Origin of the sequence: Xanthomonas bonasiae (genome assembly GCF_014836395.1) — a bacterium.
Classification (GTDB): domain Bacteria; phylum Pseudomonadota; class Gammaproteobacteria; order Xanthomonadales; family Xanthomonadaceae; genus Xanthomonas_A; species Xanthomonas_A bonasiae.
This window is the reverse complement of the sequence record NZ_JACSQX010000007.1, coordinates 336379-358789: the sequence shown is the minus strand read 5'-3', so window position 1 is coordinate 358789 and position 22411 is coordinate 336379. Positions and strand designations below refer to the sequence as shown.

The window sequence follows — 22411 nt, the reverse complement described above, 5'->3', positions numbered from 1 at the left end:
AGCGGCATCGAGGCCTCCTCGAAGAGGATCGCCGACATCATCAGCGTCATCGACGGCATCGCCTTCCAGACCAACATTCTCGCGCTCAATGCGGCGGTGGAAGCGGCGCGCGCCGGCGAACAGGGCCGTGGCTTCGCCGTGGTCGCCTCGGAAGTGCGCACGCTGGCGCAGCGTTCGGCCAGCGCGGCCAAGGAGATCAAGGAGCTGATCGACGACTCGGTGAGCCGCGTCGCCGAAGGTTCGGCGCTGGTCGGCCAGGCCGGCAAGACCATGCACGAGATCGTGTCCTCGGTGCAGCGCGTGACCGACATCATGAGCGAGATCTCCGCCGCCTCGCAGGAGCAGTACGCCGGTATCGAACAGGTCAACCAGACCGTGACCCAGATGGACGAGAGCACGCAGCAGAATGCGGCGCTGGTGGAAGAGGCCAGCGCCGCGGCGCGGTCGATGGAGCAGCAGGCGACCGAACTGGCGCAGGCAGTGGCCTTGTTCAAGCTGGAGGAGAACGCCGTGCCGGTGCGCCAGCCGACTCCGGCGATAGCGCCGAAGCCGAGGAGCTACGCGCGTCCGGTGCCGTCGCCGGCGCCGACCGCCGCGCGTCGCCTGCAGGCGGTCGCCGCGGTGACCAACGACAAGGATTGGCAGGAGTTCTGATCGGCACTGCGGTGTTGGCCGCCCTCCGAGCGGAGGGCGGCTTGCCGTCGCGGCACGCAAGCATCGCGTGTCGCACAGGTTTCACGGGCCGATTGTCCCAGGCAAACGCCGTGTCAGGCAGCGGCGCAGCGCCACGATTTTGGCTATATTTGCCGCATGGGCGCCGGCAGGGGGCGGGCGTCGCAGATCAAGGAAAGATCGTGGAAATCCAGCAACGCCGCTTTTCGAACCGTATCGGCTACGTTTTCGGCGACGACGAAGTGCACTATTCGGTGCAGGACAGTTCCGGCAGCCGCAGCTTCTCGGTGGCTTACGGCGATATCGGCCGCGACCGCCAGGCGCTGACCGAACGCAACCAGTGGCTGCGCAATGCCGGCCTGCTGTGGGGCGTGTTGGGGCTGGTGCTGACCGTGATGTCCTCGCTGAAATACCACGCGTTCGCGCCCTCGTTCTGGCTGTGGGTCGGCATGATCTGCTATTGCGCCTATCACCTCGTGGTGACCCACTACCTGATCATTCCGACCGAAAAAGGCAATCTGCTGGTGATCAAGAATGCCGACGGCGAGCGTATCGTCGCGCAGATCGAGCAGCGCCGCGCCAGCTACCTGCGGCGCGAGTACGACGTCATGCTCGCCGAAGAGCATCCCGAGCAGCGCCGCAACCGCTTCAAATGGCTGCATCGCGAGGGTGTGCTGAGCAGCGAGGAACTGGAGCAACGCCTGCAGCAGGTGGATGCCCGCGATCCGGCACTGCTGGTGGTGCAACAGGTCTTGTCGGGCAACCAACTGCCCTGAGCCGGCGGCGCGTCGCCGACGCGGGTGCCCGTGCCGCGCGCGGATGCATGAGGTGATGCAGCGTCCGCTGTCCCGGTAATGCCGGCGTGTCTGATTCGCCCAGAGCTGCACGCGGTTATGGATCGCGATCCTGCTTGGTCGAATGTGGACTTGCGCATGCAACAAAAAACGCCGCGGCCGTCGCCAGCCGCGGCGCTGTGATGCAGGTGCAGGCGAGGCCGGTTACTGCGGCGCGCTCGGCGCCTTGGTGCGCGGGAGCACGTACGAGGTGATGTACTCGCCGTTGGAGCCGTAGACCACGACGATCATCTGGTTGGCGTCCTGGTAGACCACGGTGGCGCTGCACGGGCAGCTCGCGGCGGCGGTGACCATGCCGAGCGGGCGGTCCTTCTCGTCGTTGACGACGATCAGCTGCTCTTCGGCGGCCAGGCCGATCGGCAGGCGCGATTGGGCACCCGGAGTGATCCCGAGTACCGTGATCACCTCGTCCTTCGCCGAGTTGATCTGGGCGAAGGTCAGCCCGGACTTCTCGAACGTGTAGACCTTGAACAGCGGCGACAGGCTGACGTTCTTCTTGCCGGCCGGGACGCGTTCGCCCAGGCCTTGGATCGTGTCGTTGGCGTCCAGCTTCTGCCCGGTGGCGTGGGTCTGCGCCGCGGTGAATGCGACCGCCAGAACGGCCAGGGTCAACAGGGGTTTGATCATGGTGTCTCTCCTTGTCTTGATGCAGCGGACCGTTGCGCTCGGGCCGGGCGGCAGCCGTGGTCCTTTCCGGCCGAGCCGCTCGGTGCAGGCCATCTCCCGGCCTGCCATCACGCGTGCGGACGGAGCCGTACCTGACGATCGACGTAGCGCCTTTGGGCGGCGCTACGCCGGTCGTCGGGCAACGCTTCCGATTCGACGCTTTGTTCAGTATTTCTGACGTTAGTATCGCTGTCAATATCTAAAATCAACGACATACGTCGCGCTCGCCGAAATTTCATGGTTTTGTATCTCCGAACTCGGGGTGTCGCCTATCGGCCGTGCAGGTCGTGCCCGGTCCGCACGCGCGCGGGCAGGTTGAGACGGGCAGGGAACGCGAAGGGCGGAGCGACGGGCATGCATCCGGTGGCGGCGGCGCCGCTGCTCTCGGCTGCGCGCGAACGCGCAGAGCAGTGGATGGGGCGGTCGCCGCTCGACAGCGCGGACGCGGCGCCGCACGCTCGGCGCCACCGAGCGCAGGCCGCGCCCGTCCAGACCGGCTGCGGGTCTGAAGATCCGGCGCGACCCGCTCAGGATCGGCTGCTGCGCGGCGGCGAGCACGGCACCATCGCGACGCGGTATCGTGTCGGGATTCTTGCCAATCGACGAACCCGATGCCGCATCCGTCCATGCCTCCCGGTCCCGCCGCCCCGTCCGCCGCGCCTGCGTTGCGCCATGCGCTGAAGCCGCGGCAACTGATCATGATGGGGCTGGGCAGCGCGATCGGCGCCGGCCTGTTCCTGGGTTCGGGCGTGGGCGTGCACGCGGCCGGGCCGGCGGTGCTGATTTCCTACCTGGTCGCCGGCGCGCTGGTGATCATCGTGATGAACGCGCTGGGCGAGATGGCCGCGGCCAAGCCGGCCAGCGGCGCATTCTCGGTGTATGCCGCCGATGCGATGGGCGCCACCGCGGGCGCGACGGTGGGGTGGTTGTGGTGGCTGCAGCTGGTGATCGTGATCGCCGCCGAGGCGGTGGGTGCGGCCGGGCTGCTGGCCACGGTCTGGCCGGCGTTGCCGGTGCCGCTGGTCGCGGTGGTGTTCATGGCCGCCTTCACCGCGATCAACCTGCTCGGCGTGCGCAATTTCGGCGAGTTCGAATTCTGGTTCGCGATCCTCAAGGTCGTGGCGATCGTCGCCTTCATCCTGGTCGGCGTGGCGCTGCTGGCCGGCTGGCTGCCGAACGTGGCCTCGCCGGGTTGGTCCAACGTCACCGGCAACGGCGGTTTCGCGCCGAAGGGCGCCGCCGGCATCGGCGCGGCGCTGCTGGTGGTGGTGTTCGCCTTCGGCGGCACCGAGATCGTGGCGGTGGCGGCGGCCGAGACCGCCGACCCGGAGCGCAGCATCGCGCGCGCGATCCGCACCGTGGCCTGGCGCATCCTGGTGTTCTACATCGGCTCGCTGAGCGTGATCATCGCGGTGGTGCCGTGGCAGAGCGAGGCGCTGAGTTCGCCGTTCGCCGCGGTGCTGCAGGCGGCCAAGATTCCCGGCGCGGCCACCGGCATCACCCTGATCGCGGTGATCGCGCTGCTGTCGGCGCTCAACGCCAATCTGTACGGCGCCTCGCGGATGATCTTCTCGCTGGCGCAGCGCGGCGAGGCGCCGCGCGTGCTGGCCTTCACCAACCGCCAGCAGGTGCCGCTGCTGGCGGTGCTGGCGAGCGTGCTGTTCGGCTTCGTCGCCGCGGTGCTGGAGTTGCTGTATCCGAATCGGGTGCTGCCGACGCTGCTGAACATCGTCGGCGCGACCTGCCTGCTGGTGTGGACGATCTCGCTGCTGTCGCAGCTGATCCTGCGCGCGCGCGCCGATCGCGCCGGGACGCGCCTGCCGTTCCGCATGCGCGGCTATCCGGTGCTGACCCTGCTGGCGCTGGCGATCCTGGCGATGATCTTCGGCCTGCTGGTGGCCTCGCCCGACACCCGCGCGCAGTTCCTGTCGATGGCCGCGCTGACCGCCGCGATCGCGTTGATCAGCGGCGTTGCGCGGCGGCTGCGCGGCGGGCGGGCAGGGTAGGGCGTCGCGCTACCTTGTAGGAGCGGCTTCAGCCGCGACCGGAAGGTGGGTAACGCGATCAGGCCCGCACAGCACGGGGTTCTTGCGAGAACGCAAAGCCCTCTGGCTCACGTTCGTCGCGGCTGAAGCCGCTCCTACACAAAAGCGGTAACGGCCTGGTGGCCTTGCCCGACACCCGTGCGCAATTCCTGTCGATGGCCGCGCTGACCGCCGCGATCGCGTTGATCGGCGGCGTGGCGCGGCGGCTGCGCGCGCAGCGGGCAGGGCAGGGCAGGGCGCCCAGCTTCCTGTAGGAGCGGCTTCAGCCGCGACCTGATGCCGGGCACTGCGATGAAGGCTGAAGAGCACGTTGCGTTTTTTGCGAGGGACGCAGAGCGCCCGGTGCTCACGTTCGTCGCGGCTGAAGCCGCTCGTACACAAGAGCGGCGACGGCTCAGCCCAGCAACAGGCGCGCGCCCAGCGCACACAGCAGGGCCGGCGGCATCACCAGCGCGCCGACTTTCAGGAAGCGCCAGAAGCCCACGTCCTCGCCTTCGCGGCGGATCGCGGTCAGCCAAAGGATGGTGGCCAGCGAGCCGGTGATCGACAGGTTCGGCCCCAGGTCCACGCCGATCAGCAGCGCGTCGACGACCAGTTGCGGCGGATGCGCCTGGGCGATGGTGGTGCTGGCGATCAATCCGGCCGGCAGGTTGTTCATCAGGTTGGAGGCGAACGCCAGCAGCGTGCCGGACGCGCCGGCGGTGACCAGCGGCGACTGCGCCGCGGAGGCGGACAGCGTCTGCGCGAGCCAGGCGATGACCCCGGTGCGCGACAACGCCTCGACCAGCACGAACAGCCCGGCCACCAGCGGCAGCACCGCCCACGACACCGCCTTGGCCAGCGGCAGCGGCGATTGCCGGCCGCCCAGGCACACCGCCGCCAGCGTGGCCACGCCGGCCAGGCAGGTGGGCAGGCCCAGCTCCAGGCCCAGCGCCGAGACGCCGACCAGCAGCGCCGCGGTGGCGAGGATGCCGGCCAGCGCGAAGGCGCCGCCGCGGCTCAGCGGCACCGTGTTCACGCGTTCGGCGCAGCGTCCGCGCAGGTCCTTGCGCTCGGCCCAGTACAGCATGCCGAAGGTGACCCCGATCGCCAGCAGCGACGGCAGCGCGAACGCGGCCATCCACGCGCCCAGGGTCGGCATGGTGCCGCCGTACAGCACCAGATTGGCGGGATTGGAGATCGGCAGCACGAAGCTGGCGGCATTGGCGATCAGCGCGCAGGCGAACAGCAGCGGCAGCGGCTTGGCCCCGGCCTTGCGTGCGGCCGCGTATACCGCCGGGGTCAGCACCACCGCGGTGGCGTCGTTGGACAGGAACGCGGTGACCACGATGCCGACCCCGAACACCAGCGCGAACAGGCGCCGCGGCGAGCCCTTGGCCAGGTTCACCGCATGCATCGCCACCCAGTCGAACAGGCCCTCGGCGCGCGCGGTTTCCGACAGCAGCATCATCCCGATCAGGAACAGGTAGACGTCGTAGCCCTTCAGCACCGCATGCCAGGCTTCGACGCCGGGCATCAGGCCGAGGACCATCAACAGCACCGCGCCGCCCACCGCCCACAGCGCCTCGGGCAGCTTGAACGGCCGCGTGATCACGCCCGCCGTGGCCAGCGCGCAGATGCTCCAGGTGGCGAGGTTCGCCGTGTGTCCGCTGAGCATGGTCATGCCGCCGATGCGGCGGCTGCGGCCGGGCAGGGCGCATGCACGCGGCAGTCGGCGAGGGTGGTGGCGCGGTCTGCGGCGGATGCGGAGGGAAGAACGGACATGGCGGCAATCGGCGCGCGTATCGGCGGGGAAGAACGGGCCGGCAAGGATAGCAAGCCGGTCGCCTGCGGCCTGGCGTTCAACCCGCTTCGCGGAGCGGGCGCGCGTCGGCGTTCAGCGGCGAGGCGGTAGCGACACGCGAACTCCGACAAGCAGGGACAAGGGCCATGGCGGCGTCGCCACTATGCGTTGCACGCGGCGACCGCCCACGCACGTTTCTGCCGGCCTCGGAAAAGCACGCACCAGCGCTGCGAATGCACTGCGCGCGCGTGGTGCAGGCAGCGATCGATTAGACCCCGCTTCTGCCGATTCCCCATTCCCCATTCCCCTACCGCACATACCTATCGATCCAGCGCTGCAGGAACTCGCTCAGGCTCAGCCTGGTCGGCGGCGATAGACCGGCGCTGCGCGCGAAACCGGCCGCGGCCTGGGCGAAGTCCTGTTTCGCACGCCGCGTCGCCTGCTGCGCGGCCGCCTGCTGCTGGCGCAACTGCACGATGTGCAGCGACGGCCGCCCAGGCGGCGCGAACTTCTGGTCGCGGCGCAGCGCATCGGCGGACAGGGTGGTGGCGTGCGCGGCGTACGACAGCGCCTGCCTGGCCTTCAGTACCTGCAGCAGCCATTGCCCGGTCTCGCTGAGCCGCCAGGGCGCGGCGGGATCGGAGGTGGCGATCAGCAACGGCGGGATCGCGGCATCGGCGAGGCCGGCGGCGCTCGCGTCCAGGCGCTGCAGCCGTTCGAGAAAATCGGCCTGTGCGGAGGCGGTGTCGGTAGCCATGGGCGGCCCGGGAAGAAACGAGCGCGGACTGTACGCGGTTTTGCGCGTGGGGTGGGTGCTGCGCCGCCGGGGAAGGGCGCGGTGTGCATGCCGCGCGGGCGCGCAGCATCTGCACGCACATTCGGCGGGTGAGCGCGCCGCTGCGGCATTCAGGCGCCTTCGTCTGGTCGCCGTTGCTGTCCTGCCTTCGCCTGGCTTGGCGCCGGCCGTGTCGGGCGCATTTCCGGTCCGGGCGCTGCCGCTTGTGGCAAGGGTTCGGTCGCGGCTGAAGCCGCTCCTACAGGCGGCAGGGCCGGAAGACGCGCCGGTGCGCACCGCCGGCTCAGCTGCCGCCGGTCGCGGTTTCCGGCGCCGCGTCGGCGGTGTCGCCGCCGCGCTTCTGCGCGAACAGCCATTGCCACATCTTCGGGTCGCGGTAGGTGGCATCCCAGGCGTTGTGGTTGCCTTCCGGATATTCGGTGTAGCGCACGTCGGCATCCAGGTTCTTGAACGCGCGGTAGATCTTGCGGTCGTCGTGCGGCAGCACCACGTCGTCCTCGGCGCCATGGAACATCCACACCGGGATCCGTTGCAGGCGTTCGGCCAGTGCGGTGTAGGGGTCGGGCAGTTCCGCCACCGGGGTCACCACCAGGTATTCGCGATCCTCGTGCGGGGACAGGATCGCGCCGCACACCGGCACCAGCGCGGCGAAACGCTGCGGCTGCTGCAGCGCGATTTCCCAGGTGCCGTAGCCGCCCATCGACATGCCGGTCAGGTAGGTGCGCTGCGGATCGCCGTTGAATTCCGCGCTGGCCGCGTCCAGCGCCTGCAGCGCCATGGTCGCGTTGACCCCGTTCCACTCCTGCTCGTCCGGCACCTGCGGCATCACCACCAGCGCCGGGAAGTCGCCCAGGTGGCGGCGCAGGTACGGGCCCACGCCGGCATCGGCCTGCTGCCTGCCGTCGCTGCCGCGCTCGCCGGAGCCGTGCAGGAACAGCACCACCGGCACCGGTCCCTGGCGGTGCGGCGGCGCCGGCACGAACACCTGGTAGCGATACAGGCGACCGTCCACGGTCAGCTGGCGGGACACGAAATGGCCGGTGGCCGGGTCGCTGGGCAGGCTGCTGCAACCGACCATCGACAGGCACAGCAGCATCAGCAACGAACGCATGGACATGGGCGGCCCTCGGCGGTGGAGGTCCCCAGTATCGGCGTCCCGGCGCTTCGGCGACAGAGCGGCGTGCGGCCAGGGCCGGGCCCGGACATGCGCCAGTCAGGCGCCGCCCGCGCGGCGTTCAGCCTGTCGCGGCCGCCCGGCACGCGACGGCGAGAAAGCCGACACATGTGCGCGCGCGGGCGATGCGACGGCGTTCGCGGCAATGCGCATGCCGCGCAGGCTTGCCTACAGCAGCACCAGCGTGGCCAGGCCGAGGAAGCTGAGGAAGCCCATCACGTCGGTCAGGGTGGTCAGGATCACGCCGCCGGCCAGCGCCGGATCGAAGCCCAGGCGCTTGAGCGTCAGCGGCACCAGCACGCCGCCGAGCGCGGCGGTGAGCAGGTTGATGGTCAGCGCCGAGCCGATCACCAGCGACAGCAGCGGCTGCTTGAACCAGGCCAGTACGATCAGGCCCAGGCCGATGCCCAGCGCCAGGCCGTTGATCAGCGCCACCGCCAGTTCCTTGCGCAACAGCACGGTGACGTTGGACGCGCCGATCTGGCCCAGCGCCAGGCCGCGCACCATCAGCGCCAGCACCTGGGTGCCGGCGTTGCCGCCCATGCCGGCGACGATCGGCATCAGCGCGGCCAGCGCCACCAGCTTGGAGATGGTGCCCTCGAACTGGCTGACCACGCTGGAGGCGATGAACGCGGTGCCCAGGTTGATGGTCAGCCACAGCAGGCGGCGCCGGAACGCGCGCCGCACCGGGCTGAACATGTCCTCGTCCTCGTCCAGGCCGGCGGCGCTCATCGCCTGGTGCTCGGCCTGGTCGCGGATGATGTCGACCACGTCGTCGATGGTGATGCGGCCGAGCAGGATGTTGTTGTCGTCCACCACCGGCGCGGAGATCCAGTCGTGGTCGGAGAACTGCCGCGCGACCTCGTCGGCGCCTTCGCCCACGTCGATGGCCGGCTGCTCGTCGTCGATCAGCCGGTTGATCGGGGTGGAATCCTCGTGGGTGACCAGCGCGGCCAGCGACACCCGGCCCAGGTACTGGTGGCGGCGGCTGACCACGAACAGGTGGTCGGTGTGGTCCGGCAGTTCGCCGCGCAGGCGCAGGTAGCGCAGCACCACGTCGACGTTGACGTCGGCGCGCACGGTGACCACATCCGGGTTCATCAGGCGCCCGGCGCTGTCCTCGGGATAGGACAGCACCTGTTCCAGGCGCTCGCGGTTCTCGCGGTCCATCGACTTGAGCACTTCGTCGATGACCGTGTCGGGCAGATCCTCGACCAGGTTGGCCAGGTCGTCGATGTCGAGGTCTTCGACCGCGGCGATGATCTCGTCCGGGTCCATGTCCGCGAGCAGGCTTTCGCGCACCTCCTCGCCGACGTGCAGCAGCACTTCGCCGTCGTCTTCCGGATCGACCAGGCCCCACACCACCACGCGCTTGCCGGGCGGCAGCGACTCGAGCAGGTTGCCGATCTCGGCCGGCGCCAGCGTATTGACCAGCCGCCGCACCGGGCCCAGGCGCCCGCTGTCCAGCGCATCGGACAGCAAACGCAGCTGCCGCGCGGTCTTGTCGTGGCGGACGGCATCGGCCATGCGCTGCTCCTGAAAGTGGAAGGCCGCGCGCCGAGGGCTCGCGGTCGGTCAGATGTTCATCGCAACATTATCGCCTGCATGTTGCGGGAAGCACAGCGGGCCGGGATTTGGGAGTCGGGATTGGGGAGTCGCAACGGCGCGGCGCCGTCCGGCGAAATCGCGTCCTGCGGGCTGGCGAAAAAAGTGCCATGCCCGCAACTCAGCGTCCGCTCCCTGTAGGAGGGGCTTCAGCCCCGACGCCTTGCCGTTAGAGCGCCGGGGCTGAAGCTCTTCCTGCGCAGGCGCAGCTGCAGATCCCGAATCTGCTTTCCAGAGGCGGTGGGGCCTGAAAGCGCGGGAGCTGGAGCAGGGGTCACTGCGCTAGCACCGGCGCGGCGGTAGCGCACGTGGCCACGCACGCTCTTGATTGTTGCGAATCCCCAATCCCCAATCCCCAATCCCGGCTCTCAAGCCAACCAGCGCTCGATGCCCTTGCGGTCGCGCGCCTGCAGCAGCTTGGCGCCGCGCAAGCGCAGCGCCTGCAGGTCGGTGTCGCGGATCACCCGGCGTACTTCCAGCATCGTCGCCGGGTGCAGGCTGAACTCGCGCAGCCCCAGCGCCAGCAGGATCGGGGTCAGCGCCGGATCGCCGGCGATCTCGCCGCACACCGCCACCGGCTTGGCGTGGGCGTGGCCGGTGGCGATGACCTGCGCGATCAGGCGCAGCACCGCCGGATGCAGCGGCGAATACAGCTCGCCCAGCGCTTCGTTGTTGCGGTCGGCGGCGAGCAGGTATTGCACCAGGTCGTTGGTGCCGATCGACAGGAAGTCGATGGCGTCGATGAAGGTGTCCAGCGCGATCGCCGCGGCCGGGACCTCGATCATCGCGCCGATCTGCACCTGTTCGGCGATGGCGTGGCCCTCGCGGCGCAGTTGCGCGGCGATGCGCTTGAGATGCCGGCGCATCGCCATGATCTCCTCGCGCGCGCTGATCATCGGCACCAGCACGCGCACCGGGCCGTAGCCGGAGGCGCGCAGGATCGCGCGCAGCTGCGTGTCCGAGACCTTCGGCCGGGCCAGCGACAGGCGCACGCCGCGCAGGCCCAGTGCCGGGTTCTGCTCGTTGCTCATGGTCAGGCCGGTGCGGTCGGCCTTGTCCGCGCCCAGGTCCAGGGTGCGGATGGTCACCGGCCGCCCGCTCATGCCGAGCACCGCGTCGCGGTAGGTGCGGAACTGTTCTTCCTCGTCGGGCAGCGCGTCGCGCTGCAGGAACAGGAATTCGGTGCGGTACAGGCCCAGGCCGTCGGCGCCGAGCGCATGCGCGCGGGCCACGTCGTCGCGCGACTCGGCATTGGCCAGCAGCACGATATCGACCCCGTCCAGGGTGCGGCTGGGCTTGGAGCGCAGCTTGCCGAGGCCGCGTTGCAGCTTGGCCTGGTCGCGCACGCGGGTCCGGTAGTCGCGCAGGTCGTCGGGCGTGGGCTCCACGATCACCGCGCCCTGCACGCCGTCGACGATCAGCACGTCGCCGTCGTTGATCTTCTGCAGCGCATCGGCGACGCCGACCACCAGCGGCAGGTGCAGGCTGCGCGCCAGGATCGCGCTGTGCGACAGCGCGCTGCCGGCGCTGGTGACGATGCCGACCACGCCCTGCGCCTGCAATTGCGCCAGTTCCGACGGCGCCACGTTCTCGCACACCAGGATCTCGCCGGCCAGGCCGGCGCTGTCGGGCTGGCGCTTCTGCAGGAACGCGTGGATGCGCCCGATCACATGGTCCAGATCGTCCATGCGGCTTTTCAGGTAGGCGTCTTCCATGGCGTCGAACACGGTCGCCAGGCGGTCGCGCTGCAGGCGCAACGCATAGTCGGCGCTGTAGCGGCCGGTGCGGATCAGTTCGTCCAGGCCGTGCAGCAGTTCCGGGTCGTCGAGCAGCAGCGCGTGCAGGTCGAGGAACTCGCCGACCTCCTTGGCCAGGGCGCCATGCAGGCGCTGGCGCAGGCCGTGCATTTCCTCGCGCGCGGCGTTCACCGCCAGGTGCAGGCGTTCCAGTTCCTCGGGCACCTGCGCTGCGCCGATGCGTTGTTCGGCCACGTCCAGCGCATGCGGCAGGCGCACGCGCGCGCGGCCCAGCGCGTTGCCGCGCGAGGCGCCATGGCCGGCGATGCGCAGGCTCACCGCGCGCACCCGCGTTGGCGCGGCGGCGTGGTCGCGGCCGGCGGCCGGCACCGCATGCTCAGCTGTCCTCGTCGAAGCGCCGCTCGAACAGGCCGACCACGGCCTCCAGCGCGTCGGCTTCGTCGGCGCCGTCCACCCGCACCGTCACCGGCGTGCCCTGCGCGGCGGCCAGCAGCATCACGCCCATGATGCTCTTGGCGTTGACCTCGCGGCCCTTGGCCGCGAGCGTGGCGTTGCAGCGGAACGAGGACAGCGTCTGCACCAGCTTGGCGGTCGCGCGCGCATGCAGGCCCAGTCGGTTGGATACGATGAGTTCGCGTTCAAGCATCGTCGATCACCACTCCATTGCGCGAGCCAGCGGCCGCGGTCGCGGGCAACTGGTCCAGCCCCTGTTCGGGGTAGTTCATGATCCGCAGCAGCATCGGCAGGCTCAGCGCCGAGACGCGCCGCACCGGCGTGCCGAGGCGGGCGAGTTTCGTCGCCAGGTTGCTCGGGCTGGCGCCGTACAGGTCGGTCACGACCAGCACGCCGTCGCCGTCATCGACCCGCCGCAACGCCGCCGACGCCTGCGGCAGCAGCGCATCCAGATCGGCATCGAGCGGAACTTCGAACGCTTCGGTCTTCAGCGGCAACTGCCGCAACAATCCGGTGGCCACGCTCAACAGCGACGCGCCCACACCGGGATGAGTAATCAGGAGAATGCCACAGGCCATGGGAGAACGTTAACAGGTCGGGCAGGGCGCAGGGAATGGCCGGAAGGCCGGGAGTGGGGATTCGGGATTGGGGATTCGCAAACGCCAGAGCAACGGCCGCAGCCGCTCCCGCTTTTGCCAATCCCGAATCCCCAATCCCGGCCCTTCAGTCCTGCTCGCGATGGAACGTCGCCACTTCCGGCCAGCCCTGCTCGCGCGCGTGGCGGGCCAGGCGTTCGGCCAGGTACACCGAGCGGTGCTTGCCGCCGGTGCAGCCGAAGGCGATGGTGACGTAGCTGCGGGTGTCGTTGCGCAGCCGCGGCAGCCAGGTGTCGAGCAGGTCGACGATCTGCGCGGTGTACCGCTGCACGTCCGGTTGTGCGTCCAGGTAGTCGCGCACGCCGCTGTCGCGGCCGGTCAGCGGCCGCAGTTCCGGATCCCAGTGCGGGTTGGGCAGCACCCGCGCGTCGAACACGAAGTCGGCTTCGGCCGGCACCCCGCGCCTGTAGGCGAAGGATTCGAACAGCAGCGACAGGCTGTTCTCGTTGGTCAGCGCGAACTCGGTGGTCACCCGCCGGCGCAGCTGGTGCACGTTGAGCGTGCTGGTGTCGATCACCGCGTCGGCCTCGCGGCGCAGCGGTTCGGTGAGCGCGCGCTCGCGCTCGATCGCCTCGGGCAGCGACAGGCCCAGGTGCGACAGCGGGTGCCGGCGGCGGGTGTCGGCGTAGCGCTTGATCAGCGCCTCGTCGGTGGCGTCGAAGAACAGCAGCCGCGCGTCCAGGCCGAACTGGGCCACCGCCTCGCGCCAGCGCGACAGCTGCGCCAGGTCGCTGTGGCGGCTGCGCACGTCGATGCCCACCGCCAGCTTGCCGGGGCCGACGTCGTCGCGCACCAGGCTCTTGACGAAGGCCGGCAGCAGTTCCACCGGCAGGTTGTCGACGCAGTAGTAGTCCAGGTCCTCGAAGGTCTTCAGCGCCACCGATTTGCCGGAGCCGGACAGGCCGCTGACGATCACCAGGGTGGAGGTGTTCGCCACCGCGTTCATGGCGTGCGCCGTTCGAGCAGGTTGCTGTGGCGGGCGATGAACATCGCCGCCGGGTCGATGCCCTTGGTGCGCAGGATGTGCAGGCGCGTGGCGGCCTCGGTCAGCACCGCCAGGTTGCGCCCGGGCATCACCGGCAGGGTGATCAGCGGCACGTCCAGGTCCAGCACGTGGCGGGTGCCGGAATCGCCGGTCAGGCGCTCGTAGCCATGCGGGGTCGGTTCGGTCATGGGCCGGGTCAGGTGCACGATCAGGCGAAGATACTTGTTCTTCTTTACAGCGGTGTCGCCGAACATGTCGCGCACGTTGAGCACGCCCAGGCCGCGCACTTCCAGCAGGTCCTGCAGCAGTTCCGGGCAGGTGCCGTCGAGCACGTCGGGCGCGATCTGGGTGAACTCGGGGGCGTCGTCGGCGACCAGCCGATGGCCGCGGCTGAGCAGTTCCAGCGCCAGCTCGCTCTTGCCGGAGCCGGCCTCGCCGGTGATCAGCACGCCGATCGAGTAGATCTCCATGAACACCCCGTGCAGGATCACCCGCGGCGCCAGCGTGCGCGCCAGGTGATAGGAGAGGTGGTTGAGCAGTTCGTGGCCGCGCTTGGGCGAGCCCCACAGCGGCGTATCGGATTCGTCGGCGGCCGCGCGCAGGTCTTCCGGGCACGACTGGTTCTTGGTGATCACCAGCGCCAGCGGCCGCACCTGCACGATCTTCTCGATGGTCTCCCAGCGCTGGCGCGAATCCAGCGAATCCAGCCAGGCCAGTTCCTCGGTGCCGAGGATCTGCACCTTGTTCGGGTAGATCGTATTGAGGTAGCCGGCCAGCGACGGGCGCCGCGACACCGCGTTGCCGGCTTCCAGCTCGCGGTGTTCGCCCTTCTGTCCGCCCAGCCAGCGCAGGCCGAGCCGGTCGCGTTGCTGGTCGAACAGTTCGCGGGCGGTGATGCTGGTATTCATGCTCATGCGGCGCTGGCCTGGGGGGCGCCGCCGAGCAGGTCGTGCAATGCGGCAGCGTCGGGGGCGCGGCGCAGCGCGGCGCGGAAGCCCTCGTCGGAGAACTGTTCGGCCAGTTCCGACAACAGCATCAGGTGTTGGTGGGTGTAGTGCGCCGGCACGGCCATCGCGAAGATCAGGTCGACCTGCGCGCCGTGGCCGTCGAAGTCGATCGGCTGGTCCAGCCGCAACAACGCGCCACGCGGTGCGTCGAGATGCGGGGCGCGGCCGTGCGGGATGGCGATGCCATGGCCGATGGCGGTGCTGCCGAGCTGTTCGCGCTCGCGCAGGCTGGCGAAGAGTTCGTCGAAGCCGGCTTGCGGACAGGCCAGCAGGCCGGCGGCGGTACGCAGCAGGGTGTCGCGATCGGCGGCCGGCAGCACCTGGGTGCGGACGGCCGCCATCAGATCGGTCAAGGGCATGGCAGGAGCAACGTGTGCAGGATCACACGATATTGTCGCGCACCTCGGCGGCGTGGTGGTCCTGTTTCTTTTCCTTGTGCTTGATGATCAGCCGGTCGAGCTTGTCGGCGAGCAGGTCGATTGCCGCGTACATGGTCTGCGCGCTGGCATCGGCGTGCAGGGTGCGGCCGGGAACGTTGACCGTGGCTTCGACGTGGTGGTCGGGCTTGCGCAGCGCCAGCTGGGCGCGGACCTCGATGGTTTCCTCGTAATGCCGCTTCAGCCGCTGCAGCTTGGTCTCCACGTACTCGCGCAAGGCGGGGGTGACTTCGATCTGCTGGCCGTAGGTCTCGATACGCATCGGATACTCCTTGGTTCGGGATTCACCTTATGAACCATTGCCGCCTGCCGCCGATGCGTCAACCGATGCGGACGCGTTCGTGGGAAGCGGAAATGTTCATGGCCTCACGATACTTCGCAACCGTGCGCCGCGCTACAGGCACGCCGGCGCCTTTCAGCAGGTCGGCCAGCTTGGCGTCAGAAAGCGGCTTGCGCGGGTTCTCGGCCTCGATCAGGCGCCGGATCATCGCCTGAATGGCGGTGCTGGAGGCTTCGCCGCCGCTGTCGGTGTCGATGCCCGAGGCGAAGAAGGCGCGCAGCGGGATGGTGCCGCGCGGGGTGCGCACGTACTTGCGGGCGATGGCGCGGGAGATGGTGCTCTCGTGCAGGCCCAGTTCGCCGGCGATCTCGCGCAGGGTCAGCGGGCGCAGCGCCTGTTCGCCGAATTCGAGGAATCCGGCCTGCTGGCGCAGCAGGCAGCGGGTCACCTTGAGCAGGGTCTCGCCGCGCGCCTCCAGGCTCTTCAGCAGCCAGCGCGCTTCCTGCAACTGGCCGCGCAGGTAGCCGGCGTCGCTTTCGCCGCACTGGCGGATGAGCTGTTCGTAGCCGCGGTGGATGGTGACCTTGGGCCGCGCGTGCCCGGCCAGCGCCGCGTGCCAGACGCCGCGCTGGCGCCAGATCACGCAGTCGGGCACCACGTAGGTGTCGGCGCTGAGTTCGCCGACCTGCTTGCCCGGGCGCGGGTCCAGCGAGCGCAGCAGCTTGACCGCGGTCTCCACCGCCGAGGCCGGGCGCTTGAGTTCGTGGGCGATGCCGGCGATGCCGCTGCGCGGCAGTTTCTCCAGCGGGCCGTTGGCGATGGCGCGCGCCAGTTCCAGCCCGGGCGTGTCCGCGGGCAGCACGTCCAACTGCAGGTTCAGGCATTCGCCCAGCGTGCGCGCGGCGATGCCGACCGGGTCGAAGCGCTGGATCTGGTGCAGCACGGTGAGGATTTCCTCCTCCTCGGCGACGATGTCCGGCTGCAAGGTTTCGGCGATCGTGGCCAGCGGTTCGCGCAGGTAGCCGTCGTCGTCGAGCGCGTCGATCAGCGCCGCGCCGATGCTGCGGTCGCGCGGCGACAGGTGCGACAGGTGCAACTGCCACAACAGGTGATCGATCAGCGTGTCGGGTTCGGCGACGCGCTCGGCGGCGCTGCCCATGTCGTCGTCGTCGTCGAAGGAGCCGCCGCCGCCGCTGCTCCAGGCCGGCTCGGCATCGGACCAGTCGTCGCCGTCGTGTTGCGGCACGTTGTCCAGCGTATCGCCGGCCGGCGGCGCGACCTCGGCCTCGCCTTCGGCGCTGCCGGCGCCGGCCACATCGAGCGTGGGTGCGGCGTCTTCGGCCCATTCCAGCAGCGGGTTGCTCTCCACCGCCTCGGCGATCTCCACTTCCAGTTCGGCGCTGGACATCTGCAACAGCTTGATCGCCTGCCGCAACTGCGGCGTCATGACCAGATGCTGTCCCAGCGATGTCTGCAGCCGTGCTTTCATGCCTGTGCCGAACGGGAAAGGGCGTGGCGCAACGCCCGCGCGGTCAGAGCCTGAAGGTTTCCCCGAGGTAGACGCGGCGGACGTCGCTATTGGCCAGCAGCGCTTCCGGCGCCCCCTGCGCCAACACGCTGCCTTCGTTGAGGATATACGCCCGGTCGCAGATTCCCAAGGTTTCGCGCACGTTGTGGTCGGTGATGAGCACGCCGATGCCGCGTTGCTTGAGGTGGGTGACGATGCGCTGGATTTCGCCGACCGAGATCGGGTCGACGCCGGCGAAGGGTTCGTCGAGCAGCATCATCCGCGGCTTGGCGGCCAGCGCGCGGGCGATCTCGCAGCGGCGGCGTTCGCCGCCGGACAGGCTGGCGCCGAGCTGGTCGGCGACGTGGCCGATCTGCAGTTCGTCCAGCAGCGAGGACAGTTCGCGTTCGCGGCCGGCGTCGTCCAGGTCCTCGCGCAGTTCCAGCACCAGGCGGATGTTGTCGGCCACGCTGAGCTTGCGGAACACCGACGGCTCCTGCGGCAGGTAGCCGACGCCGAGCTTGGCGCGCTTGTACATCGGCAGCGCGGTGATGTCGTTGCCGTCGAGCACGATGCGCCCGGCATCGGCCTCGACCAGGCCGACGATCATGTAGAAGCAGGTGGTCTTGCCGGCACCGTTGGGGCCGAGCAGGCCGACCACTTCGCCCGCCTCCAGGGTCAGGGCGAACTCGCGCACGACCTCGCGCTGCTTGTAGCGCTTGCGCAGGCCTTCGGCGAGCAGCATCACTGGCCTCCTTGCTTGGCCGGGGTGGTGGGCTTGGCCGGCGTCGCGGCGGGCTTGGCGGCCGGCTTGGCGCCAGCGGCGCCTGCCGGCGCCGCGTTCTTCGGCTGGATCACCGTGTGCACGCGGGTGCCGTCGCCGCCGCCCTGCATGTCGCCGGTCTTGGTGTTGTAGACCATGCGCTGGCCGGCATTGGTGCCCTTGGGCGAGGTCATGCGGTAGTTGCCGGTGAGGATCACCGTATCGTTCGACATGGTGTAGTCGATGTTGTCGGCGACGCCGTCCATCGGCGAGCCGTCATCCATTTCCTGCTTCAGCGTCGCTTGCTTGCCCTTGAGCAGCACGCGGTCGATGTCGCCGTTCTTGCGGAAGATGTCGGCCGTGTCGGCGTGCACTTCCAGCGTGCCCTGGATGATGACGACGTTGCCCGAAAGGTGGCATTTGCCGTTGTCGTCGATCAGGTTGCAGTCGCTGGCATTGGACTTGATGTCCATCGGCTGATTGCGATCGGTCGACTTGGCCATCGCCAGTGCGGGCAGCAGCAGGGCGAGCAGCGCGAGCTTAGCGGGCAGCGTTGGGTTCATAGCGGGTCTTGACCTGTGAAAGGAGCTTGTACTGCCGGGATTTCAAGTCGACCTCGAAGCCGACGCCGGACTGCATCATACCGGGCCGGGTCATGGTGACCGGTTCGGCGGTGCGCGCGGTGCTGGTCTGCGGGAAGACGTCCAGGCTCTGGGTACGGAAGGTGGTGGGCGGGATGCTGGGCACCTTGGGGCTGTCGCCGGCGACGTCGCCGCGCAGGCGCAGTTCGGTGCCGTCGGCGCTGACCCAGCCGGTCTTGCTGCGCATTTCCCAGTGCTGGCCATTGGCGTCCGGCATCAGGAACAGCGGGGTTTCGATCGCCATGGTCTGGTCGGCGCGGCTGCGTTCCATCTGCGGCGCGCGCAGGGTCATCGACTCCTTGCCCTGCTTGTCCAGCGCGACGATCTGGAAATCGTGCGCGATGTAGTCCGAGCGGGCCTCGGCGTCGCTCGTCGGCACCCGCTTGCTGCGCTGGTGCCAGGCCGACCAGCCGCTGACCACGGCCGCGACCAGCAACAGGCCGCCGAGAACGGTGCGCCAGCTCATGCGCCATGCTCCTGCAGCAGGGAGGGGACGTGGCCTTGCGCGGCCAGCAGCACGTCGCACAGTTCGCGTGCGGCGCCTTCGCCGCCGCGGGCGCGGGTCAGCCAGTGCACGTGCTCGGCGGTCCACGGATGCGCATTGGCCGGGGCCACCGCCAGGCCGACCACGCGCAGCGGCGCCAGATCCGGCAGGTCGTCGCCCATGAAGCACACCTGCTCCAGGCTCAGCCCGCGTTCGTCGCACAGCGCCTGCACCCCGGCGCGCTTGTCCTTGACCCCGATCTGCACCAGCAGGCCCAGTTCCTGGCCGCGCTTCTCCGCGGCCAGGCTGGGCCGCGCGGTGATCAGCGCCACCTCGATGCCGTGCCGGCGCAACTGCACCAGGCCCTGGCCGTCGAGCACGTTGAACGCCTTGCTCTCGTTGCCGTCGCGGTCGTAGTACAGGCGGCCGTCGGTCAGCGTGCCGTCGACGTCGAAGCACGCCAGACGGATGCGGGCGGCGCGGTCGATCAGGTCGGCGGGAAGGTCGGCCAGCGGGGAATAGGGCATGGTTCGCTATATCGGGGCGGGAAGGCCGGCTTTCCAGCAGGCCAGGGCCAGCGGCGCAGGCGCCGGCGGGCGGTGAACAAGTTCAGGCTGTTAAACCACTCTGGCGCGCAACAGGTCGTGAATGTTGAGCGCGCCGACCGCGCGGCCGTCGCCGTCGACCACGATCAAGCCGTTGATCTTATGGGTTTCCATCAGCCGTGCGGCCTCGGCGGCGAGCTGGTCGGCGCCGATCGTGCGCGGCTGCCGGGTCATCACGTCGGCGATGCGGGTCTGGCGCACGTCCAGCGCGCTGTCCAGGGTACGGCGCAGGTCGCCGTCGGTGAACAGGCCGAGCAGGCGCCCGTCGCCATCGACCACCGCGGTCATGCCCAGGCGCTTGCGGCTCATCTCCACCAGCGCTTCGCTGAGGCTGGCGTCCTCGCGCACCCGCGGCAGGTCGTCGCCGCCGTGCATCACGTCGGTGATGTGCAGCAGCAGGCGCCGGCCCAGGCTGCCGGCCGGGTGCGAGCGGGCGAAATCGTCGGCGGTGAAGCCGCGCGCGTCCAGCAGCGCCACCGCCAGCGCATCGCCCAGCGCCAGCGAGGCGGTGGTGCTGGAGGTCGGCGCCAGGTCAAGCGGGCAGGCCTCGGCCGGCACGCTGACGTCCAGGTGCAGGTCGGCCTCGCGCGCCAGCGTGGACTGGGCGCGGCCGGTCATCGCGATCACCGCGTTGCCCTGGCGCTTGAGCACCGGCAGCAGCATCAGGATCTCGTCGGATTCGCCGGAATAGGACAGCGCCAGGACCACGTCGGCATCGGTGATCATGCCCAGGTCGCCGTGCCCGGCCTCGCCCGGATGCACGTAGAACGCCGGGGTGCCGGTGGAGGCGAGGGTGGCGGCGATCTTGCGCGCCACGTGCCCGGACTTGCCCATGCCGGTGGCGACCACGCGCCCGCGCGAGGCCAGGATCAGCCGGCAGGCGGCGGCGAACTCGGCGCCGATGCGCGCGCCGACCGCGCCCAGCGCAGCCTGCTCGATCTCGACCACGCGGCGGCCGCTGGCGACCAGGCTGGCGTCGTCGATCGCGGCGGGGGACAGGGGCGATACAGCCATGCGGATGCCGGTCGGAGGGTAGAATGGCCGATCATTTTATTAGGAAAGCCCGTTGGACGCCGAAACCATCCGTAAACTGATCGAGGCCGGCCTGCCCGGCGCGCGCGTGCAGGTGCAGGGCGACGACGGCGTGCACTTCGAGGCCACCGTTGTCAGCGCCGCGTTCGCCGGCAAGCTGCCGCTGGCCCGCCACCGCATGGTCTACGCGACGCTGGGCGAGCTGATGGGCGGGGCGATCCATGCGCTGGCGCTGACCACGCTGACCCCCGAGCAGGCCGGCTGAGCCGCGTTCCGTTCCGTTTCTTCTTTTCGAATCCCCCGAGACCCATGGCCAAAATCGTAGTGACCGGCGGCAACCCGCTGCACGGTGAAGTGAACATTTCCGGCGCCAAGAACGCGGTGCTGCCGATCCTGTGCGCGACCCTGCTGGCCGATGCGCCGGTGGAGATCACCAACGTGCCGCAACTGCACGACGTGATCACCACGGTGAAGCTGCTCGGCGAACTGGGCGCCGAAGTCACCATCGACGAAGGCACCCTGGCGCGCGGCAGTGCGATCACCGTCGATCCGCGCAAGGTCGACCAGCACGTCGCGCCGTACGAGCTGGTGCGCACCATGCGCGCCTCGATCCTGGTGCTGGGCCCGCTGCTGGCCAAGTTCGGCGCGGCCGAAGTGTCGCTGCCCGGCGGCTGCGCGATCGGCTCGCGGCCGGTGGACCAGCACATCAAGGGCCTGCAGGCGCTGGGCGCGGAGATCAGCGTCGAGAACGGCTACATCAAGGCGACCAGCAACGGTCGCTTGAAGGGCGGCCGCTACGTGTTCGACATGGTCAGCGTCACCGGCACCGAGAACGTGCTGATGGCCGCGACCCTGGCCGACGGCACCACGGTGCTGGAGAACGCGGCGATGGAGCCGGAAGTCACCGACCTGGCCGACTGCCTGATCGCGCTCGGCGCCAGGATCGAAGGCGCCGGCACTTCGCGCATCGTGGTGCAGGGCGTGGAACGCCTGTCCGGCGGCCGCCACGCGGTGCTGCCCGACCGCATCGAGACCGGCACTTTCCTGGTCGCCGCGGCGATGACCGGCGGCAGCGTCACCGTGCGCCGCGCGCGCGCCGACACGCTCGACGCGGTGATCGACAAGCTGAGCGAGGCCGGCGCCACCATCGAGAGCGGCCCGGACTGGATCCGCCTGGACATGCACGGCAAGCGTCCGCGTGCGGTCAGCCTGACCACCGCGCCGTACCCGGCGTTCCCGACCGACATGCAGGCGCAATTCATGGCGCTCAACTGCGTGGCCGACGGCGTCGGCGTGATCAACGAGACGATCTTCGAGAACCGTTTCATGCACGTCAACGAACTGCTGCGCCTGGGCGCGGACATCCAGGTCGAAGGCCACACCGCGATCGTGCGCGGCAACGAGCGGCTCAGCGGCGCGCCGGTGATGGCCACCGATCTGCGCGCCTCGGCCTCGCTGATCCTGGCCGGGCTGGTCGCCGACGGCGACACCACCATCGACCGCATCTACCACCTGGACCGTGGCTACGAGAACATCGAGGAGAAGCTGGGGGCGCTGGGCGCGTCCATCCGGCGCATCGCATGATCCTCAAGGGCCGCTTCACCCGCCGGCGCAAGGTGCTGCTGGCGGTGGTGATCCTGGTGCTGGCCTGGGTCGGTTACGCCTGGTATGCGGGCATCGCCATCACCCAGGGCATCGAACAGCGCGACATGGACTGGAACGGCGACGGCCAGGTCAGCCGCAGCGAGATCGCGCAGGCGTTCTACGCGGTCGGCGTGACCCGCACCCAGGACGGCCCGCGCCAGTGCAGCACCTTCTACTGGCGCGACAGCGGCGCGCAGATCCGCGTGGACTGCCGCACCACGTTCGCGCCGGCCAACCACGCCAAGTAGTCGGCGGCCACGGCCCCGCCGTCGATCGCGGCGGCCGCGCCAAGGCCGGGCGTTGCCACGACGCAACGCCCGGCAGTTCGCATGCGCCGCGTCTTGCGCCTGCATGGCGGCATCGGGACGGCCGCACCGGATGGCGTGGAAGCTGCGCACGCAGCTGCTCCGGGTGCGCCACATCGCGCATATGAACGTTTTATGAAGAACGGTGGGCCGATTTGCAGCCCGCCGTTCATGCGTGGCGCCATTTGTATCGGTGACCGCAACGACTGAAATTCTGGTGGACAGGCGTTTTCGGCGCAGCGCGCGGGCAAAGCGTGTCC

25 protein-coding genes are annotated in these 22411 nt (G+C 69.5%); 7 read left to right on the top strand and 18 right to left on the bottom strand.

What is annotated here, in order from left to right; genetic code table 11:
- A partial coding sequence (locus H9658_RS13855; RefSeq protein ID WP_225209957.1) for a methyl-accepting chemotaxis protein occupies positions 1–654 on the top strand: 654 nt, incomplete at its 5' end.
- A gap of 200 nt (positions 655–854) precedes the next feature.
- Positions 855–1448: a hypothetical protein gene (locus H9658_RS13850; protein WP_191825756.1), complete on the top strand. Its 594-nt coding sequence runs from the start codon at positions 855–857 to the stop codon at positions 1446–1448.
- Between the two features lie 222 nt (positions 1449–1670).
- Here H9658_RS13850 and H9658_RS13845 read toward each other — a convergent pair whose 3' ends face one another.
- Entirely contained in the window at positions 1671–2153 is a 483-nt protein-coding gene (locus H9658_RS13845; protein ID WP_191825755.1) for a hypothetical protein, read from the bottom strand.
- 650 nt (positions 2154–2803) lie between these two features.
- Between H9658_RS13845 and H9658_RS13840 the strand changes: the two genes are divergently transcribed.
- Together H9658_RS13840 and H9658_RS23140 are read left to right on the top strand one after the other, a co-directional pair.
- A complete protein-coding gene (locus tag H9658_RS13840) occupies positions 2804–4198 on the top strand; it encodes an amino acid permease (protein WP_191825754.1) in 1395 nt (464 codons plus the stop codon).
- Between the two features lie 158 nt (positions 4199–4356).
- Positions 4357–4491, top strand: a complete 135-nt coding sequence (locus tag H9658_RS23140; RefSeq protein ID WP_263604333.1) for a hypothetical protein — start codon at positions 4357–4359, stop codon at positions 4489–4491.
- A 140-nt stretch (positions 4492–4631) separates the two neighbouring features.
- Here H9658_RS23140 and H9658_RS13835 read toward each other — a convergent pair whose 3' ends face one another.
- The 17 genes from H9658_RS13835 to H9658_RS13755 all read right to left on the bottom strand — a co-directional run bounded on the left by H9658_RS13835 (position 4632) and on the right by H9658_RS13755 (position 20184).
- Positions 4632–5900 carry an arsenic transporter gene (locus H9658_RS13835; protein WP_191825753.1) on the bottom strand — a complete coding sequence of 423 codons (1269 nt, stop codon included), beginning with the start codon at positions 5898–5900 and terminating at the stop codon, positions 4632–4634.
- Between the two features lie 427 nt (positions 5901–6327).
- Positions 6328–6777: a hypothetical protein gene (locus tag H9658_RS13830; protein ID WP_191825752.1), complete on the bottom strand. Its 450-nt coding sequence runs from the start codon at positions 6775–6777 to the stop codon at positions 6328–6330.
- 322 nt (positions 6778–7099) lie between these two features.
- Positions 7100–7933, bottom strand: a complete 834-nt coding sequence (locus tag H9658_RS13825; protein WP_191825751.1) for a carboxylesterase family protein — start codon at positions 7931–7933, stop codon at positions 7100–7102.
- Between the two features lie 225 nt (positions 7934–8158).
- Positions 8159–9517, bottom strand: coding sequence for a magnesium transporter (mgtE, locus tag H9658_RS13820; RefSeq protein WP_179566246.1), 1359 nt, complete (start codon positions 9515–9517; stop codon positions 8159–8161).
- 446 nt (positions 9518–9963) lie between these two features.
- Positions 9964–11670, bottom strand: coding sequence for a phosphoenolpyruvate--protein phosphotransferase (gene ptsP, locus H9658_RS13815; protein ID WP_179566244.1), 1707 nt, complete (start codon positions 11668–11670; stop codon positions 9964–9966).
- A 58-nt stretch (positions 11671–11728) separates the two neighbouring features.
- Positions 11729–11998: an HPr family phosphocarrier protein gene (locus tag H9658_RS13810; protein WP_009591660.1), complete on the bottom strand. Its 270-nt coding sequence runs from the start codon at positions 11996–11998 to the stop codon at positions 11729–11731.
- Positions 11991–12383, bottom strand: coding sequence for a PTS sugar transporter subunit IIA (locus tag H9658_RS13805; protein WP_179566242.1), 393 nt, complete (start codon positions 12381–12383; stop codon positions 11991–11993). The genes H9658_RS13810 and H9658_RS13805 overlap by 8 nt, the downstream gene beginning before the upstream one ends.
- A gap of 145 nt (positions 12384–12528) precedes the next feature.
- Positions 12529–13407 carry an RNase adapter RapZ gene (gene rapZ / locus H9658_RS13800; RefSeq protein ID WP_179566240.1) on the bottom strand — a complete coding sequence of 293 codons (879 nt, stop codon included), beginning with the start codon at positions 13405–13407 and terminating at the stop codon, positions 12529–12531.
- Positions 13404–14354 (bottom strand): HPr(Ser) kinase/phosphatase, encoded by a 951-nt coding sequence (gene hprK, locus H9658_RS13795; protein WP_179567931.1) that lies wholly within the window; start codon positions 14352–14354, stop codon positions 13404–13406. The genes rapZ and hprK overlap by 4 nt, the downstream gene beginning before the upstream one ends.
- Positions 14355–14356: 2 nt before the next feature.
- Entirely contained in the window at positions 14357–14812 is a 456-nt protein-coding gene (locus H9658_RS13790) for a PTS sugar transporter subunit IIA (protein ID WP_179566238.1), read from the bottom strand.
- 22 nt (positions 14813–14834) lie between these two features.
- The gene (gene hpf, locus H9658_RS13785) at positions 14835–15152 is read right to left on the bottom strand and encodes a ribosome hibernation-promoting factor, HPF/YfiA family (RefSeq protein WP_003478125.1); all 318 of its coding nucleotides are present in this window, start codon (positions 15150–15152) and stop codon (positions 14835–14837) included.
- A gap of 58 nt (positions 15153–15210) precedes the next feature.
- Positions 15211–16617: an RNA polymerase factor sigma-54 gene (locus H9658_RS13780; protein ID WP_406848130.1), complete on the bottom strand. Its 1407-nt coding sequence runs from the start codon at positions 16615–16617 to the stop codon at positions 15211–15213.
- An 85-nt stretch (positions 16618–16702) separates the two neighbouring features.
- Positions 16703–17422, bottom strand: a complete 720-nt coding sequence (lptB, locus tag H9658_RS13775; protein ID WP_191825749.1) for an LPS export ABC transporter ATP-binding protein — start codon at positions 17420–17422, stop codon at positions 16703–16705.
- On the bottom strand, positions 17422–18003 hold the full coding sequence (gene lptA / locus H9658_RS13770) for a lipopolysaccharide transport periplasmic protein LptA (protein WP_191825748.1): 582 nt from the start codon (positions 18001–18003) through the stop codon (positions 17422–17424). Before lptA ends, lptB begins: the two co-directional genes overlap by 1 nt.
- A complete protein-coding gene (gene lptC / locus H9658_RS13765; protein WP_191825747.1) occupies positions 17981–18547 on the bottom strand; it encodes an LPS export ABC transporter periplasmic protein LptC in 567 nt (188 codons plus the stop codon). Before lptC ends, lptA begins: the two co-directional genes overlap by 23 nt.
- Positions 18544–19092, bottom strand: coding sequence for a KdsC family phosphatase (locus tag H9658_RS13760; protein ID WP_179566232.1), 549 nt, complete (start codon positions 19090–19092; stop codon positions 18544–18546). The genes lptC and H9658_RS13760 overlap by 4 nt, the downstream gene beginning before the upstream one ends.
- A gap of 90 nt (positions 19093–19182) precedes the next feature.
- Positions 19183–20184: a KpsF/GutQ family sugar-phosphate isomerase gene (locus H9658_RS13755; protein WP_179566231.1), complete on the bottom strand. Its 1002-nt coding sequence runs from the start codon at positions 20182–20184 to the stop codon at positions 19183–19185.
- Positions 20185–20236: 52 nt separating this feature from the next.
- Between H9658_RS13755 and H9658_RS13750 the strand changes: the two genes are divergently transcribed.
- From H9658_RS13750 to H9658_RS13740, 3 genes are read left to right on the top strand one after another with little or no spacing between them, the layout of a single operon-like run.
- The gene (locus H9658_RS13750; RefSeq protein WP_003478139.1) at positions 20237–20467 is read left to right on the top strand and encodes a BolA family protein; all 231 of its coding nucleotides are present in this window, start codon (positions 20237–20239) and stop codon (positions 20465–20467) included.
- Positions 20468–20511: 44 nt separating this feature from the next.
- Positions 20512–21786 (top strand): UDP-N-acetylglucosamine 1-carboxyvinyltransferase, encoded by a 1275-nt coding sequence (gene murA / locus H9658_RS13745; protein WP_191825746.1) that lies wholly within the window; start codon positions 20512–20514, stop codon positions 21784–21786.
- Positions 21783–22094, top strand: a complete 312-nt coding sequence (locus tag H9658_RS13740) for an EF-hand domain-containing protein (protein WP_179566229.1) — start codon at positions 21783–21785, stop codon at positions 22092–22094. Before murA ends, H9658_RS13740 begins: the two co-directional genes overlap by 4 nt.
- Positions 22095–22411 lie beyond the last annotated feature (317 nt).

Excerpts from the sequence above, each read along its gene's own strand:
- H9658_RS13845 (WP_191825755.1), bottom strand. The coding sequence starts at position 2,153 with ATGATCAAACCCCTGTTGACCCTGGCCGTTCTGGCGGTCGCATTCACC.
- H9658_RS13840 (WP_191825754.1), top strand. The coding sequence starts at position 2,804 with ATGCCGCATCCGTCCATGCCTCCCGGTCCCGCCGCCCCGTCCGCCGCG.
- H9658_RS13835 (WP_191825753.1), bottom strand. The coding sequence starts at position 5,900 with ATGACCATGCTCAGCGGACACACGGCGAACCTCGCCACCTGGAGCATC.
- H9658_RS13830 (WP_191825752.1), bottom strand. The coding sequence starts at position 6,777 with ATGGCTACCGACACCGCCTCCGCACAGGCCGATTTTCTCGAACGGCTG.
- H9658_RS13825 (WP_191825751.1), bottom strand. The coding sequence starts at position 7,933 with ATGTCCATGCGTTCGTTGCTGATGCTGCTGTGCCTGTCGATGGTCGGT.
- mgtE (WP_179566246.1), bottom strand. The coding sequence starts at position 9,517 with ATGGCCGATGCCGTCCGCCACGACAAGACCGCGCGGCAGCTGCGTTTG.
- H9658_RS13810 (WP_009591660.1), bottom strand. The coding sequence starts at position 11,998 with ATGCTTGAACGCGAACTCATCGTATCCAACCGACTGGGCCTGCATGCG.
- H9658_RS13805 (WP_179566242.1), bottom strand. The coding sequence starts at position 12,383 with ATGGCCTGTGGCATTCTCCTGATTACTCATCCCGGTGTGGGCGCGTCG.
- rapZ (WP_179566240.1), bottom strand. The coding sequence starts at position 13,407 with ATGAACGCGGTGGCGAACACCTCCACCCTGGTGATCGTCAGCGGCCTG.
- hprK (WP_179567931.1), bottom strand. The coding sequence starts at position 14,354 with ATGAATACCAGCATCACCGCCCGCGAACTGTTCGACCAGCAACGCGAC.
- H9658_RS13790 (WP_179566238.1), bottom strand. The coding sequence starts at position 14,812 with ATGCCCTTGACCGATCTGATGGCGGCCGTCCGCACCCAGGTGCTGCCG.
- hpf (WP_003478125.1), bottom strand. The coding sequence starts at position 15,152 with ATGCGTATCGAGACCTACGGCCAGCAGATCGAAGTCACCCCCGCCTTG.
- H9658_RS13780 (WP_406848130.1), bottom strand. The coding sequence starts at position 16,617 with ATGACGCCGCAGTTGCGGCAGGCGATCAAGCTGTTGCAGATGTCCAGC.
- lptB (WP_191825749.1), bottom strand. The coding sequence starts at position 17,422 with ATGCTGCTCGCCGAAGGCCTGCGCAAGCGCTACAAGCAGCGCGAGGTC.
- lptA (WP_191825748.1), bottom strand. The coding sequence starts at position 18,003 with ATGAACCCAACGCTGCCCGCTAAGCTCGCGCTGCTCGCCCTGCTGCTG.
- lptC (WP_191825747.1), bottom strand. The coding sequence starts at position 18,547 with ATGAGCTGGCGCACCGTTCTCGGCGGCCTGTTGCTGGTCGCGGCCGTG.
- H9658_RS13760 (WP_179566232.1), bottom strand. The coding sequence starts at position 19,092 with ATGCCCTATTCCCCGCTGGCCGACCTTCCCGCCGACCTGATCGACCGC.
- H9658_RS13755 (WP_179566231.1), bottom strand. The coding sequence starts at position 20,184 with ATGGCTGTATCGCCCCTGTCCCCCGCCGCGATCGACGACGCCAGCCTG.
- murA (WP_191825746.1), top strand. The coding sequence starts at position 20,512 with ATGGCCAAAATCGTAGTGACCGGCGGCAACCCGCTGCACGGTGAAGTG.
- H9658_RS13740 (WP_179566229.1), top strand. The coding sequence starts at position 21,783 with ATGATCCTCAAGGGCCGCTTCACCCGCCGGCGCAAGGTGCTGCTGGCG.